We start from the raw sequence: 15,179 nt of genomic DNA, 5'->3' as shown, positions 1-15,179 counted from the left end.
TCTCAAGGGTCGCACATGCCGGCTGTGCCCAGCGCGCATCCGACGGTATGCGCCGTGGCGTGCGGACGACAGATGCCCCGGACCGCAGGGTCCGGGGCATCCGAGGCGAGAGCGCGTCAGCGGTCGCGCTTCTCCTTGATCTTGGCCTTCTTGCCGCGGAGGTTCCGCAGGTAGTAGAGCTTCGCGCGGCGGACGTCGCCACGGGTGACGACCTCGATGTGGTCGATCGTCGGGCTGTGCACCGGGAACGTGCGCTCCACACCCACCTGGAAGCTGATCTTGCGGACCGTGAAGGTCTCGCGAACGCCGTCTCCCGAGCGGCCGATGACGACGCCCTGGAAGACCTGGATACGGGAACGGTTGCCCTCGGTGATGTTGACGTGCACCTTGACGGTGTCGCCGGGGGCGAAGACGGGGATGTCGCTGCGCAGCGAAGCCGCATCGACGGCGTCGAGAATCTGCATGATCGTCACTTCCTGCGACCGCCACAGGTCGATCGCGAGATGGGGATTGGGAAAGGTATCGTGTGCCCGAGGCATCCGTTGCCGGCGCCGTACTCCCCTGAGGCAGAGCCTGTTCAGGGCACAAACAGCCATTCTGCCATGGATGCCGAGCGCATCAAAACCGGCGTCTCACGATCCGGGCGGCGTGTTCTCGCGGATGACGATGATCTCCTCGGGATTCGACCCACCCGTGTGCTCAGGGCGCGCGGGCGGCACGTAGCCGACCCCGCTGACAGTGCGCAGGATCGAGACGCGCGGCCCCGTCTCGCGCCACAGCTGCCGCAGCGCCGACGACAGTGCGACGACACCGAGGACGATGGTCACGGCCAGCGTGGGCCACCACCACCGACCGTCGAAGACGCCCAGCGCGACGACGAGCACATGCCAGGCTCCGATGAGGCCGGCATCCGTCCACGAGACGGCACGTTCGGCGCGGACGGTTCCGCGGGCGCGCACGAGCAGAGCGAGCACCAGCTGCCAGACGAAGACGATCGGCGCCGACAGCAGAACCCACAGCAGCGCCCAGGGACTTGCCCCGAAGACGATCCAGCCGACGACGAGCCACAACGGCAGCACGAACGCCGCCGGAATCAGCCACCGGAAGAACGTCTGACGCAGCCACATACCTTCGATGCTACGCCGGTCAGACAGAATGGATCCTGACGAAAGGATCACGATGATCGAACTGCGCACTCCCGCCGAGCTCGAGGCGATGCGTCCCGCGGGGCGATTCGTCGCAGAGACTCTGGCGACGCTGCGGGACGAGACGAAGGTGGGCACCAATCTGCTGACCATCGATCGCCGTGCGCACGACCTGATCCGGCGGGCAGGCGCTGAATCGTGCTACATCGACTACCACCCCTCGTTCGGCGCGAGTCCGTTCGGGAAGGTCATCTGCACGTCGGTCAACGACGCCGTCCTGCACGGTCTGCCGCATGACTACGCCCTCCAGGACGGCGACCTCGTGACCCTGGACTTCGCCGTCGCCGTCGACGGCTGGGTCGCCGACTCGGCGGTCTCCTTCATCGTCGGGACGCCGCGCGACGAAGACCTCGCTCTCATCGACACGACGCAGCGCGCCTTGGATGCGGCGATTAGCGTCGCAACGACGGCAGGGCGGATCGGCGATATCTCGCACGCCATCGCCGAGGTCGCGCACGCCGACGGGTACACGATCAACACCGACTTCGGCGGTCACGGTGTCGGACGCACGATGCATGGCGACCCGCACGTCCCGAACGACGGCAAGCCCGGGCGCGGCTACCCCCTGCGCGCCGGTCTCGTGCTGGCTCTCGAACCCTGGTTCCTACAGACGACGGACAAGCTCGTCACCGACCCGGACGGCTGGACGCTGCGCAGCGCCGACGGTTCACGCGGCGCTCACGCCGAGCACACCGTCGCGATCACCGACGACGGTCCCGTCATCCTCACCGATCGCTCGTTCCTCGGCGTCGACTGAGGCGCCGGCGCCGAGATCCTGCCCGGCGCGCCGACTATTACGGGAGAAGATCGGGCCGTCGCTCCCGTGTGCGCTCGAGCTGCTGCTCTCGACGCCACTGCGAAACGCGGCCGTGATGACCCGACAGCAGCACGTCGGGTACGTCGTAGCCCCGCCACGCCGCGGGCTTCGTGAAGGAGGGGTACTCGAGCAGGCCGTCTTCGTGAGACTCTTCGACGAGGCTCTCGGGATTGCCGACGACGCCGGGAATCAAACGACCCACGGCCTCGATCATCGCCATCGCGGCCACCTCGCCGCCGTTGAGGACATAGTCGCCGATGCTGGTCAGACTGACCTGTCCCAACGTCGCCGCGTAGGAGAATACGCGCTCGTCGATGCCTTCGTAGCGGCCGCATCCGAAGACGAGATGCTCTCCGCCGGTTGCCCAGTTGCGTGCCGTCCCCTGCGTGAAGACGGCGCCGGCGGGCGAAGGGAAGACGAAGCGGAGCGGCCCGGCAGCGTCGGCCGCGATGGCGTCCAATGCCTGGCCCCAGGGCTCGGGCTTCATCACCATGCCGGCGCCGCCGCCATACGGCGTGTCGTCGACCGTGCGGTGGCGATCCTGGGTGTAGTCCCGCAGATCGTGGACGCGGACGTCGAGGATGCCCGCTCCGCGGGCCCGTCCGAGAAGAGAGACTTCCAGGACGTCGAAGAACGCGGGAAAGATCGTGACGACGTCGATCCGCACGTCAGCCCTCGGGATCGGCCGCCGCGGCATCCGCCTCGTCGTCGTCCTCGCCGGACGTCGCCGGTTCGCGATCGTCCTCGCCGGGCAGCTCCTCGAAGAGGCCGGACGGTGGTGTGACGGTGACGGTGCCGGCGGCGACGTCGACCTCCGGCACGATGGCGGAGACGAAGGGCACGAGGATCTCGGCATCCGTGTCGTGCGTGCGCACGACGAGAAGGTCCTGCGCGGGCAGGTGGTCGACACGGACGACACGCCCGACATCGGCCCCGTCACGAAGCACGGTGAGACCCACGAGCTGGTGGTCGTACCAGGCGTCCTCCTCCTGGGAGGGGTTCTCGTCCTGATCGACCCACAGGATCGCGCGCACCATGCTCTCGGCGGCCGTGCGGTCCTCGACGTCTTCGAAGAAGACGACCGGGTGGGAGTTCATCCATCGGAACTCCCGAACCGTGACCGTCTTGCCATGCCAGGGTGAGGACTCCGGCACCTGCAGCGTGAAGACCGCGCCGGGCACGAAACGGCCATCCGGATCGTCGGTGTAGAGCTCGAGCTTGAAGGCGCCCTTCAGTCCATGGGCCTTGACGAGACGCCCGACGCGCAGCTGCGTTCGCGCGGGTCCTGCGGCAGCCATCTCAGTCGTCCGCGACATCGACGCGCACGCGCGCGCCGTCGGCGAGGGCGGACACGAGCGTCCGCAGGGCCTTGGCCGTGCGTCCGCCGCGCCCGATCACCCGTCCCCGATCATCGGGGTGCACACGCACCTCCAGGACGTCGCCACGCGGCGACGAGGACGAACGGACGGTGACCTCGTCAGGGTGATCGACGATCCCCTTGACGAGGTGCTCGAGCGCGGCGGAGAGCAACGGTCTTACTCTGCGTCGGTCGACTCGGCCTCGGCCGGAGCCTCGACCTCGGCTGCCTCGGCGGCGGGCTCTTCGGCCTTCTTCTCCGCCTTGGGCTTGATGACCGACTTCTTGGCGGTGTCGACCTGGAACTCCTCCTTGGTCGCTGCCGTCTTCACGGTGGACACGGCGTCGGCGTCACCCTTGAAGCGGCCCCAGTCGCCGGTGAGCTTGAGCAGCGCGGCGACCTGCTCGGTGGGCTGCGCGCCGACCGAGAGCCAGTACTGCGCACGCTCCGAGTCGACCTCGATGAACGAGGGCTCCTCGGTCGGGTGGTACTTGCCGATCTCCTCGATCACGCGACCGTCGCGCTTGGTGCGCGAGTCGGCGACGACGATGCGGTAGTAGGGCGCACGGATCTTGCCGAGGCGCTTGAGACGAATCTTGACAGCCACAATTCTCCTGAATGGTGTTGTGAGGTGATGAACGACGCTCGGGCTGTGGGGTGCACACCCGGCGGAGGCTCTAGGGTGGACGCGATCGCCGGATAGAGGGTCGAGCGAACGGTCCAGCGTCCTATTTTGCCAGATCGGGACGGATGCCGCGAACCATCGCCGCAGGCGTGTCAGACTGTGCCCATGACGGTGCCCTTCGCGACATCCCGCCGTTCCTCCGTCGGAGTCGAATGGGAGCTGATGCTCGCCGACGAGCGCACCGGCGACCTCGTCCCCCGCGCGCCGGAGGTCCTGGCTGCGGTGGGTGGCGGAGCGGCCCTCGAGCGCCACACGATCACGGGCGAGCTGCTGACCAACACCATCGAGGTCACGAGCGGCGTCGGCGACACCGTGGCGGCGGTCATCGACGACATCGCCGACGCCATCGCCGAGATCCGCACCGCGACCGACCGCCGCGGCATCGCCCTCCTGTGCGCCGGCAGTCATCCGTTCGCGCAGTGGTACGAGCAGGGCGTCACCGATAAGACCAGGTATCACAAGCTCATCGAGCGCACCCAGTGGTGGGGGCGGAACATGATGATCTGGGGCATCCACGTTCATGTCGGCGTGGAGGACGTGAACAAGGTGTTCCCGATCATCGGTGCCCTCACGGCCTACCTGCCGCATCTGCAAGCGCTGTCGGCGTCGAGTCCGTTCTGGGCGGGCGAGCGCACCGGGTACGCCTCCAATCGCGCGTTGGTCTTCCAACAACTTCCCACCGCCGGGCTGCCGTGGCCGCTGACCGCGTGGTCGCAGTACGAGGCATACCTCGATGACATGGTGCGCACGGGCGTCATGGAAGACGCCACCGAAGTGCGGTGGGACATTCGTCCGGCGCCGAAATGGGGCACGATCGAGGTGCGGGCGTGCGACGGCATGTCGACGCTCCCGGAGTTGGCAGCGGTGGCCGCACTGGTCCAGGTTCTCGTGGAGCACTTCTCGCGTGAGCTGGACGCCGGACGCGAACTGCCGACGCTGCAGCCGTGGTTCGTCCGGGAGAACAAGTGGCGGGCGGCGCGATACGGCACCCAGGCGCGGGTCATCGTCGACCGCGACGGCACGCAGCGTCCCGTCTCGGAGCACCTGCGCGAGACGATCGATGCCTTGGCCGACGTCGCGGTCGACCTGCACTGCGCGCGCGAGCTCGACGGAGTCGCAACGATCCTCGACGAAGGCGGCAGTTCGGCGCGTCAGCTGCTGGTCGCTGATGCCGCCGACGGAGACCTTCGCGCCGTTGTGCACCATCTGATCCGCGAGTTCCGGGCGGGCCCAACGCTGCACGACCACCTGGCCTCCCGCCTTCCCTGACGATGGGGCGAGCGCCCGCGCCGGTGCGCTGACGTGTTCCCGACGAGACCAGATCTGCGACAAAGGGCTTTCACATCCTGCCCGACGTAGAGTGACGTCGTGTCCGTCCGCAGGTTCGCCCCGACGACCGCGACGAGCGCTGCCGTGGTCGGCATCGCGGTGCTCACGATGGCGGGATGCGGCGTGTCGGCACCAGATCGACCCGTTGCCGCGTCGCCCGCGGATTCGGTGCCGGCGGCGGCCGTCGACGCCGCGCGAGTCCCCGCACCCGCACCGAGCGGCGTCGTCGTCACGATCGGGGACTCGATCATGGCCGGTCTCGGTCTCGACCCCGATCAGGCGTGGCCGTCTCTGGTCGCCGCCGACACCGGCGCGGACATCGTGAACCTCGGTTGCAGTGGCGCGGGCTTCACGATCACCGGTGACTGCGGCGATGACTACGCCGGTCTCGTGCAGCAAGCGATCGCTCTGCGTCCCGCGATCGTGATCATCCAGTCCTCCGACAACGACAGCGGCGCATCGCAGGACGAGATCGACGCGTCGACGCGAGCGGCGGTCGACCAGCTGCGGGCCGCGCTGCCCGACGTGCAGCTGATCGGGATCGCCACGCTCTGGCATCTGGATTGGGACGAGCCCGACGCCATCGGCTGGTCCAGTGAGGCCCTCCAGCGCGCCGTGTCGGATGACGACGGCGTCTTCGTCTCCCTCGGCCAGCCTCTGAGAGGCCGCCCGGAGCTGCTGCAGTGGGACGGGGAGCATCCCAACAGCGACGGGCAGATCGTGCTCAGCGACGCCGTGGAGGCCGCGTTGGACGATGCGGGCGTCGTCCTGTGAGCGCTCAGCTCTTGCCGAACAGCTTCTGAATCTCCGCGAGGTCGGCCTCGCTCGGCGGCGCCGCGGGGGTGCCGAGTCCGAAACCCGAGCCGGTCGGGGCGCTGGCGGCAGCGGCCAGTCCGGCGTTCTCCGCGGCGCGCTTGGCGGGGTTGCCCGATCGTGAGCCGGCGCGGGACTTCTGCTTCCCGCGCTTCGTGGATGCGCCGGGCTTACCGCCCATCGGGCCCATTCCGGGGATGTTGGGCACACCGCCGCGCGCGACGGTCTTCATCATCTTCGCTGCCTGTTCGAAACGCTGCACCAGCTGGTTGACATCGGTGACGGTCATCCCGGATCCACGGGCGATGCGAAGTCGCCGCGAGCCGTTCAGGACCTTGGGGTTGCGGCGCTCCCCCGGTGTCATGGACCGGATGATCGCTTCGGTGCGATCGATCTCGCGGTCATCGAAGTTCTCGAGCTGCTGCTTCATCTGTCCCATGCCGGGAAGCATGCCCAGCATCTTCTTCATCGAGCCCATCTTCTTCATCTGCTGAAGCTGCTCGAGGAAGTCTTCGAGGGTGAACTGCTCGGTCGCGAGCTTCTCCGCGACCTTGCGAGCCTCCTCCTCGTCGAAGGCCTGCTGCGCCTGTTCGATGAGCGTCAGGATGTCGCCGAGATCGAGGATGCGACTGGCCATGCGGTCAGGATGGAACGCCTCGAGGTCCTCGAGGTTCTCGCCCGTGGACGCGTAGATGATCGGGCGGCCGGTCACCGAGGCCACGGACAGGGCGGCACCACCGCGCGCATCGCCGTCGAGCTTGCTCAGCACCACACCGGTGAAGTCGACACCGTCTTGGAAGGCCTTCGCCGTGTTCACGGCGTCCTGACCGATCATCGCGTCGATGACGAAGAGCACCTCGTCGGGATCCGTCGCCGTGCGGATGTCGGCCGCCTGCTTCATGAGCTCGGCATCCACACCGAGCCGTCCCGCGGTGTCGATGATCACGACATCGTGCTGCTGGCGGCGCGCCGTCTCGACGCCGTCACGCGCAACGCGAACCGGGTCGCCGACGCCGTTGCCCGGTTCGGGTGCGTAGATGGCGGCGCCGGCGCGCTCGGCAACGACCTGCAGCTGGTTGACGGCGTTCGGACGCTGGAGGTCGGCGGCCACGAGCAGCGGCGTGTGCCCGTCTTTCTCGAGCTGTCGGGCGAGCTTGCCGGCGAAGGTGGTCTTGCCGGATCCCTGGAGGCCGGCCAGCATGATCACGGTGGGCGGGGTCTTCGCGAACTGCAGACGACGCTGCTGACCACCCAGAATCGCGACGAGCTCTTCGTTGACGATCTGCACGACCTGCTGGGCAGGGTTGAGGGCGCGATTGACCTCGTCGCCGAGAGCACGCTCGCGAACCTTCGCGGTGAACTCCTTGACGACGACCAGTGCCACGTCCGCATCGAGCAGGGCGCGCCGGATCTCTCGGACGGTGCCGTCGACGTCTGCGGGGCTGAGCTTGCCCTTCGTGCGGAGGTTGCGGAAGGTCTCTGTCAGCCGATCGCTGAGGGTGCCGAAAGTCGCCATGATCCCCTGATTCTACGGGAAGCCCCTCACCGGCTCTGCGCTGCTGAGGCCGAGCCGGTGGCCCCGGTCACTGCGACGCTCCGGCGGCCGCCAGTGCGCGCTCGACCAATCCGCTCAGCGCCGGGCGCGGAGCCTCGGATGCCGCCCATGCCCAGACGGCGGCGAACACGGCGGCCGACAGGGCGGCGGCGTGCACGTCGGCCTCGAGGCGCGACGCGCCCGCGGCGACCAGGTTGTCGGACACGGCGCGACTGAGGACCCCCGCACGGATCGCCCGCTCGTCGGCGAGCTCATCGGACAACCCCATCACCGCGCCGTGGATGATGGCCAGTGCGAGGCTGTCGGCTTCGATGTCGCACACCGCCGCCCGCAGGGCAGCCGTCGGAGCTGCGCCGGCGCGCAACGCGTCGACCGCACGGCGGATGCCGTCGTCGAGCCCCGCCCACAGGACGGCGGACTTCGACGAGAAGTAGTTGAAGAAGCTCGACCGGCTCACGCCCGCGCGCTGCGTGATGGCGGCGATCGTCGTCTCCGCGAATCCCCGTTCGAGAAAGAGCTCTGTCGCCGCCTCCGCGATCGTGGAGCGCGAGGTGGCGCGCGGGCGACCCGAGGACATCTGTCCACTGTAGCGAGGCGTATTGTTGGACGCGGTCCACAAACCCCGCCCTCCATTCGCGAAGGAGCCCACCATGCTCGACGTGCAGACCGTCGGCCTCGCGCCCGACTTCATTGCGTACACCGACGGGTGGGCGCTGCAGCGCGAGATCCACGCCGACGTCGTCGCCGGGCAGCGCCCCGACACGCTGCTGCTCCTGGAGCATGAGGCCGTCTTCACCGCGGGTGCGCGCACGGCGCGAAACGAACGGCCCACCGACGGTACGCCGGTCGTCGATGTGGACCGCGGCGGCAAGATCACGTGGCACGGACCCGGCCAGCTCGTCGGCTACCCGATCGTTCGACTCACCGAACCCGTGGACGTCGTCGCCCACGTGCGACGGCTCGAGCAGATCCTCATCGACGTGCTGGGCACGCTGGGCGTCGACGGCTACCGCGTCGAGGGACGCTCCGGCGTCTGGGTGCGCCGCCCGCTCTCCGAGGACAAGATCGCAGCGATCGGCGTCCGCGTCCAGCGCGGCGTCACGATGCACGGCTTCGCCCTCAACTGCGACAACTCGCTTCGTCCTTTCTCCCAGATCGTGCCGTGCGGCATCTCGGATGCCGGGGTGACGACCATCAGCGAGGTGCTGGGTCGCGACGTCTCTCCCGCCGACGTGCATGCTGCGGTCGCCGACGCTTTCCGCGCTTCGTTCGCCGCGCCCGCGGAGGTGGCCGCGTGAGCGCCTGCGGCATCACCCCGACCGGCGGCGAGGCCGGCCCCGCGAACGTCCCCGAGGGCCGGAAGCTCCTGCGCCTCGAGGTGCGCAATGCGCAGACGCCGATCGAGCGAAAGCCCGAGTGGATTCGCACGAAGGCGAGGATGGGTCCGGAGTACCAGGCGCTGCAGTCGCTCGTGAAGGGCGAGGGGCTGCACACGGTCTGCCAGGAAGCGGGATGTCCCAACATCTACGAGTGCTGGGAGGATCGGGAGGCCACCTTCCTGATCGGTGGGTCGCAGTGCACGCGGCGCTGCGACTTCTGCCAGATCGATACCGGCAAGCCGGCCGACTACGACACGGACGAGCCGCGACGCGTCGCCGACAGCGTGCGTCGCATGCAGCTGCGCTACGCCACCGTCACGTGCGTCGCGCGCGACGACCTCCCGGATGGCGGCGCCTGGCTCAATGCCGAGACCATCCGGCAGATCCATACCGTCAATCCGGGAACCGGCGTCGAACTGCTCGCCACGGACTTCAACGGGGAGCCTCGTCTCCTCGATGAAGTGTTTGCGGCTCGTCCCGAGGTCTTCGCGCACAACGTCGAGACCGTTCCCCGTATCTTCAAGCGCATTCGGCCCGCCTTCCGGTACGAGCGCTCGCTCGACGTGCTCACGCAGGCGCGGGCCGCAGGGCTGATCACGAAGTCGAACCTCATCCTCGGCATGGGCGAGGAGCCGGAGGAGGTCGTCCAGGCCCTCCAGGACCTGCACGGGGCCGGCACCGACATCATCACGATCACTCAGTACCTGCGGCCCTCGCCTCGGCACCTTCCGGTTGCGAGGTGGGTGAAGCCGGACGAGTTCGTGGCGTTCAAGCAGGAGGCAGAGCGGATCGGCTTCCTCGGCGTTCTGGCCGGCCCCCTGGTTCGATCGTCCTACCGGGCGGGGCGGCTGTGGGCCCAATCGATGGTCGCCAAGGGACGGGAAATCCCGGCACACCTGTCGCACCTCGCCGACACCGAGCTCGGCTTCGCGCAAGCGGTGTAAGGCGCGCGGCACCGCGGACGACGGTCAGTCGGCGCTGGTGACCGACTGCACGTCGCCGTCGCTGGTCAGATTCACCAGCAGCACTTCATCGGTGGCGTCGGGGTCGAGGGCGTACTCGAGGACGGCGAAGGGATCCGTTCCACCGTGCTCGTCGGCGAGGATCGTCATGCTCACGAGCTGCAGCGACCGGATGATGTCGATGTGCGTGTCGCCGGAGATGTCGACGAGGACGTCTTCCAGATCTTCTCCCAGCGCCTCCTGCTGCTGAAGGAGGTACTCGGTGACCTCGCTGGTACGGTCGTCGAGCTCGGCCACCATCGCGTTGCGGGCCTGCAAGTCGATCTGCTCCAGCGCATTGATCATGGCGGCCGCGACATCGAGTGCGGCGGCGGAGACGTCGTCCTGATCGGGTGCGGTCAGATCGACGGTGACCCGCTGGTCGGCGAAGTCGACGACCTCGGACCAGAAGATGGATCCGTCCGGCCCGGATTCCAACAGCCCGAAGTAGTCGTGCTCGATCGCCATGACCCTATGCAACCATCCTCGGCGTCCGTGCGCGACCCCGCTGCGCGATCAGTCCACGAGCGCCGAGGCGAACACGTGCGGCGTGAAGCCGGTCAGGTCACCGACGCCTTCACCCTGGCCGAGGAGTTTGACGGGGATGCCGGTGCGTTCCTGAACGGCGAGAACGAAGCCGCCCTTGGCCGAACCGTCGAGCTTCGTGATCACGAGACCGGTGACGCCGGCGTGCTGGAGGAAGGCCTCGGCCTGCATGACGCCGTTCTGCCCCGTGGTCGCATCGAGAACGAGCAGCACCTCGCTGATGGGCGCCTGCTTCTCGATGACGCGGCGGATCTTGGTCAGCTCGTCCATGAGGCCGCCCTTCGTGTGGAGGCGGCCCGCGGTGTCGACGAGCACGATCTCGACGCCGTTCTGCTTGGCGTAGTCGATCGTCTGGAACGCGACGGATGCCGGGTCCTGCCCCTCGTGCTGGGGACGGACGATGGCGGCGCCGCCGCGCTCAGCCCAGGTGGCGAGCTGATCGACGGCTGCCGCACGGAAGGTGTCGGCGGCGCCGACGACGACGGAACGACCATAGCGCTGGAGGAACTTCGCGAACTTGCCGATGGTTGTCGTCTTGCCGACGCCGTTCACCCCGACGACGAGGACGACAGCCGGACGCTCGGTGAGCCGGAGGGTGGTGTCGAATTTCGCGAAACGCTCTTCCAGGGTCTCTTTGAGCATCCGCTGGAGATCGCGCGGATCGGTCGTGCGGAACCGCTCGACCTTCTCACGGAGCTCGTCGACGATCCGCTCGGTGATGTCGGGACCGAAGTCGGCGGTGAGAAGTGCCGTCTCGAGATCCTCCCACGTGTTGTCGTCGATCGTCGGCTTCACAAACATGCCGCGCAGGGCGCGGCCGAGCGACCAGGAGTTCTCCGCCATGACTTCAGCCTACGGGTCGGCGCGCTCCACCCCTCTCGCCGCGACGTACGCCCGCGTTCTGGGGATCACGCGTCGGCGCGTTCGCGGACGCGCTGACCGACCACCGCCGAGACGCCGTCCTGCCGCATCGAGACCCCGTAGAGCGCGTCCGCGATCTCCATCGTGCGCTTCTGATGGGTGATCACGATCAGCTGGCTGGACGCGCGGAGCTTCTCGAACACGCCGAGCAGTCTGCCGAGATTGGCGTCGTCAAGGGCGGCTTCGACCTCGTCGAGGATGTAGAAGGGGCTCGGTCGCGCCATGAAGATCGCGGTCAGCAGCGCGACGGCGGCGAGAGAGCGCTCTCCGCCGGACAGCAGCGACAGACGCTCGATCTTCTTGCCGACGGGACGCACCGAGACCTCGATCCCCGTCGTCAGAGGATTGTCCGGGTCGGTCAGGGAGATGCTGCCGGAGCCGCCCGGGAACAGAATCGGGAACACCTCGCCGAAAGCGACGCGCGTGTCTTCGAAGGCCGCGAGGAAGATGGTCTGCATACGTTCGTCGAGCTCCGCGATGATCGTCTGCAGGTCGGAGCGCGTCTGGACGAGATCGGCGAGCTGCTCGGTGAGGAACGCGTGCCGCTGCTCGAGCGCGGCGTACTCCTCGAGCGCGAGCGGATTGACGCGCCCGAGCTGGCCGAGCTTGCGCTCGGCATCCTGCAGTCTCTTGCGCTGCGCCGCCCGGTCGTACGCCACGCCCTCTTCGCCTTCGTCCGAGGGCAGCGGAACATCGGGGCCGTATTCCGCAACCAGAATATGTTCGTCGAGGCTCAACTCGGATCGGACGCGGTCCAGCAGACTCGTGACGTGCAGGCGTTTCTCGTGCATCTGCAACTCGAGTCCGTGGACGCTTTCGGTGAGTCGCCCGAGCCGCTCGCGCACGGTCGCCTCCTCGGCGCGCAGGGAGGTCAGTTCGGCGGTCAGCGCGGTGCGTGCCTGCTCGGCGAGCTGAAGCTCCACGCGTGCCTGGGTGACCGAACGATCGACCGAGTCCAGTACCGGCGGCAGCGCATCTGCGACCTCGGCCGCCAGCGCACGCTGTGCACGACGGATCACGGCGCGGCGGGCGGCCTCCGCCGCCGCCGCGCGCTCGCGTTCGCGCTGGCGCACGAGCTGATCGACACGTCCCTCTCCGGCGCGCACGCGCTCGCGCAGCGTCTCGACATCCAGACGTGCGCGCATCTCGCGGTCGCGCGCACTCTCCAGAGCGTCGAGCAGACCGTCACGCGCGGAGGCGTCCAGGATCGGACGGGGAGCCTGCTGGGCACCCTCGAAGGCGTCGTTGGCGACGCGTGCTGCTCTCTCGGCATCCGCGACCGCGGACGACGCCTGAGCGAGCCCGGCCTCCAACCGCTCGCACTCTGCGACGGCTGCCTCATGACGCACGGTGGCGCGGTTGACCTGCTCGGTGTGCGCCGCCAGGGCGGCATCGTGTTCGCGCAGGCTCTGAAGCGCATCCTTCGTCCGCGCCCGTGCGTCGTTCCAGGTCGTCTGGGCGTCCGAGAGAGCCTCGCGGAGCGAGTCTGCGACGACCGTGATCTCCGCGAGGCGTTCGGCGGCGGCATCTCGCTCCGCCGCCAGCTCCAGCCGCGAGCGTCCGGCCCCGGAGCCGGCGTGGATCGTGTACGGCGTCAACCGCTCGCCCGCGCGCGTGACGATCGTCGTCGCGGCATCCGGAACGTCGATGATCCTGCGGCGAACGGCGTGCGCGGAATCGAGGTCGTCGACGATCAGGACACGGGCGAGGATGCCGAGGATGCCGGCCGGTGCAGTCACCACCTCCGCAGCGGCGATCGCTCCCTCGGGGATCGCCGCCGCCGGCGCACCCGCTTCCACGTCGGCGATCGTGATGTCGAGCCGGCCGAGGTCGGCGTCGCGCGCAGCGCGAGCGGCGGCGATACCCGCGTCGATGTCGTCGACGAGCAGCCCCTCCGCGAGCGTCCCCAGCGCGGCTGCGATCGCCGCCTCGTATCCCGAGCGCACCTTGACCGCGTCGCCGACCAGGCCGCGGATGCCGGCGCCTCCGACCGCGATCATCTCGGCCGCGGCGTTGCGGACATCCAGCGCCCGTCCGAGCGCCGCGGTCTGCGCCGTCAGGGATTCGCGTTCGCGTTCGGCGGCGTGAAGCCGCTCACGGATCGCCCCGACCTCGTTCTCGGCGGCGGTGGCGTCGCGCTGCGCACGCTCGTAAGCGGCAGCGTGCTGGGCAGAGGATCCCTCGGTGACCAGTTCGGGATCGACCCCTGCGAGTGCCTCTTCCGCTTCTGCGCGCCGCGCCAGGGCCGCGTCGAGCGCACGCTGCTGGCGTTCGACGCCCGCGCGCACGGCCTCCAGGCGGGATGCTGCGGCATCTGCGGCTCCGCGAAGTTTCGTGATGCGCATGTCGTGCGCGGACACGAGCGCGCTCTGGGCCGCGATGTCGGAGTCGAGCGCGTCGAGTTCGGCACGGGCCCGCATCACGTCGCGCGCGGCCGCCTCCGCGGCATCCTGAGCGCCTCCGAGTCCGGCCGAGATCTCATCGATATCGGCCCGTGCCTCGTCGATCGCGGCCTGGCTGACCGTGGCGACCTCGATCCCGAGCGTGCCGTCGTCTTCGAGCAGAGCGAGACGCTGGCCCGCGAGCGAGAAGAGACCGCGCAGTCGCTCCTGCACGCGTTCCAAACCGAAGGCGACGGCCCGCGCGGCATCCACGGCTTCCGAGCGCTGCTGCGCCTCCAGCGCATCGATGCGCAGCTTCAGCTGCTCCGACTGATCCTGCAGCACGAGGCGCTCGGCGCTGCGCTCCTGCTCGGTGCGGGCGTGGTCGGCGAGCTGCGCACGCAGACCGACCAGTTCATCAGCGAACAGGCGGGCCTTTGCGTCACGCACCACTGCCGCGATCGTCGCCGCCTCGCGAGCGATCTCCGCCTGCTTGCCGAGCGGCTTCAGCTGTCGACGCAGCTCTCCGGCAAGGTCGCTGAGTCGCGTGAGATTCGCCTCCATCGCTTCGAGCTTGCGAAGAGTCTTCTCCTTGCGTCGACGATGCTTCAGGATGCCGGCGGCCTCCTCCACGAAGCCGCGACGGTCCTCGGGGCTCGCTTGCAGCACGCTGTCCAGACGGCCCTGGCCCACGATCACGTGCATCTCGCGCCCGAGCCCGGAGTCGCTCAACAGCTCCTGCACATCGAGCAGGCGGCAGCTCGCGCCATTGATCGCGTACTCACTGGTTCCGTTGCGGAACAGCGTGCGGCTGATTGTGACCTCGCTGTACTCGATCGGCAGCGCCCCGTCGCTGTTGTCGATCGTCAACTGCACCTCGGCGCGGCCGAGCGGACCGCGCGTAGAGGTGCCCGCGAAGATGACGTCTTCCATCTTCCCGCCGCGAAGGGTCTTCGCGCCCTGCTCGCCCATGACCCAGGCGAGAGCGTCGACCACGTTCGACTTGCCGGAACCGTTCGGACCGACGATGCAGGTGACGCCGGGCTCGAGCGCGAAAGTGGTCGGTTGCGCGAACGACTTGAAGCCTTTGAGCGTCAGGCTCTTCAGGTGCATCCGCGGGTCCTCCTGGGTGATCGTCCACCCACGCTAGCGGAACGACACGCGGATCCTCGCTTGACGCGCGTCGAGAA

The 15,179-nt window shown here is 68.6% G+C and carries 16 protein-coding genes; 5 read left to right on the top strand and 11 right to left on the bottom strand.

From position 1 onward, the window contains the following. Positions 1–116: 116 nt before the first annotated feature. A complete protein-coding gene (rplS, locus tag CEP17_RS04320) occupies positions 117–464 on the bottom strand; it encodes a 50S ribosomal protein L19 (RefSeq protein ID WP_036317132.1) in 348 nt (115 codons plus the stop codon). Positions 465–632: 168 nt separating this feature from the next. After that, a complete protein-coding gene (locus CEP17_RS04315; RefSeq protein WP_112931397.1) occupies positions 633–1,127 on the bottom strand; it encodes an MFS transporter permease in 495 nt (164 codons plus the stop codon). A 52-nt stretch (positions 1,128–1,179) separates the two neighbouring features. On the opposite strand from CEP17_RS04315, the gene map reads away from it, so the two are divergent. Beyond that, entirely contained in the window at positions 1,180–1,962 is a 783-nt protein-coding gene (gene map / locus CEP17_RS04310) for a type I methionyl aminopeptidase (protein WP_036317104.1), read from the top strand. A 37-nt stretch (positions 1,963–1,999) separates the two neighbouring features. Here map and trmD read toward each other — a convergent pair whose 3' ends face one another. The 4 genes from trmD to rpsP are packed head-to-tail and all read right to left on the bottom strand — an operon-like array spanning position 2,000 to position 3,986. Next, the gene (trmD, locus tag CEP17_RS04305; protein WP_112931396.1) at positions 2,000–2,689 is read right to left on the bottom strand and encodes a tRNA (guanosine(37)-N1)-methyltransferase TrmD; all 690 of its coding nucleotides are present in this window, start codon (positions 2,687–2,689) and stop codon (positions 2,000–2,002) included. A gap of 1 nt (position 2,690) precedes the next feature. Further along, positions 2,691–3,320, bottom strand: a complete 630-nt coding sequence (rimM, locus tag CEP17_RS04300) for a ribosome maturation factor RimM (RefSeq protein WP_112931395.1) — start codon at positions 3,318–3,320, stop codon at positions 2,691–2,693. 1 nt (position 3,321) lies between these two features. Then, positions 3,322–3,552 (bottom strand): RNA-binding protein, encoded by a 231-nt coding sequence (locus tag CEP17_RS04295; protein ID WP_112931394.1) that lies wholly within the window; start codon positions 3,550–3,552, stop codon positions 3,322–3,324. Positions 3,553–3,557: 5 nt separating this feature from the next. Continuing rightward, positions 3,558–3,986 (bottom strand): 30S ribosomal protein S16, encoded by a 429-nt coding sequence (gene rpsP / locus CEP17_RS04290; protein WP_036317112.1) that lies wholly within the window; start codon positions 3,984–3,986, stop codon positions 3,558–3,560. A 183-nt stretch (positions 3,987–4,169) separates the two neighbouring features. Between rpsP and CEP17_RS04285 the strand changes: the two genes are divergently transcribed. Both CEP17_RS04285 and CEP17_RS04280 read left to right on the top strand, forming a co-directional pair. Then, the gene (locus CEP17_RS04285) at positions 4,170–5,333 is read left to right on the top strand and encodes a glutamate--cysteine ligase (protein WP_112931393.1); all 1,164 of its coding nucleotides are present in this window, start codon (positions 4,170–4,172) and stop codon (positions 5,331–5,333) included. A gap of 99 nt (positions 5,334–5,432) precedes the next feature. After that, entirely contained in the window at positions 5,433–6,167 is a 735-nt protein-coding gene (locus CEP17_RS04280; protein WP_239498584.1) for an SGNH/GDSL hydrolase family protein, read from the top strand. A 4-nt stretch (positions 6,168–6,171) separates the two neighbouring features. Here the strand turns inward: CEP17_RS04280 and ffh are convergent, their stop codons facing one another. Together ffh and CEP17_RS04270 are read right to left on the bottom strand one after the other, a co-directional pair. After that, the gene (ffh, locus tag CEP17_RS04275; RefSeq protein WP_112931392.1) at positions 6,172–7,722 is read right to left on the bottom strand and encodes a signal recognition particle protein; all 1,551 of its coding nucleotides are present in this window, start codon (positions 7,720–7,722) and stop codon (positions 6,172–6,174) included. A 67-nt stretch (positions 7,723–7,789) separates the two neighbouring features. Then, entirely contained in the window at positions 7,790–8,338 is a 549-nt protein-coding gene (locus tag CEP17_RS04270; protein WP_239498583.1) for a TetR/AcrR family transcriptional regulator, read from the bottom strand. Between the two features lie 73 nt (positions 8,339–8,411). Between CEP17_RS04270 and lipB the strand changes: the two genes are divergently transcribed. Beyond that, positions 8,412–9,059: a lipoyl(octanoyl) transferase LipB gene (gene lipB, locus CEP17_RS04265; protein WP_112931391.1), complete on the top strand. Its 648-nt coding sequence runs from the start codon at positions 8,412–8,414 to the stop codon at positions 9,057–9,059. A gap of 11 nt (positions 9,060–9,070) precedes the next feature. Then, entirely contained in the window at positions 9,071–10,084 is a 1,014-nt protein-coding gene (gene lipA / locus CEP17_RS04260; protein WP_204359880.1) for a lipoyl synthase, read from the top strand. A 24-nt stretch (positions 10,085–10,108) separates the two neighbouring features. Here the strand turns inward: lipA and CEP17_RS04255 are convergent, their stop codons facing one another. From CEP17_RS04255 to smc, 3 genes are all read right to left on the bottom strand, one after another. Then, positions 10,109–10,609 carry a DUF2004 domain-containing protein gene (locus tag CEP17_RS04255; protein WP_036320573.1) on the bottom strand — a complete coding sequence of 167 codons (501 nt, stop codon included), beginning with the start codon at positions 10,607–10,609 and terminating at the stop codon, positions 10,109–10,111. Between the two features lie 48 nt (positions 10,610–10,657). Beyond that, the gene (ftsY, locus tag CEP17_RS04250) at positions 10,658–11,530 is read right to left on the bottom strand and encodes a signal recognition particle-docking protein FtsY (RefSeq protein ID WP_036320575.1); all 873 of its coding nucleotides are present in this window, start codon (positions 11,528–11,530) and stop codon (positions 10,658–10,660) included. 65 nt (positions 11,531–11,595) lie between these two features. Beyond that, positions 11,596–15,102 carry a chromosome segregation protein SMC gene (smc, locus tag CEP17_RS04245; RefSeq protein ID WP_112931389.1) on the bottom strand — a complete coding sequence of 1,169 codons (3,507 nt, stop codon included), beginning with the start codon at positions 15,100–15,102 and terminating at the stop codon, positions 11,596–11,598. Between the last annotated feature and the right edge of the window lie 77 nt (positions 15,103–15,179).

The sequence above is a fragment of the Microbacterium sp. PM5 genome (assembly GCF_003293595.1).
Classification (GTDB): Bacteria; Actinomycetota; Actinomycetes; order Actinomycetales; family Microbacteriaceae; genus Microbacterium.
Note: the sequence above shows the minus strand (reverse complement) of the source record. Positions and strands in the feature narration are given on the sequence as shown.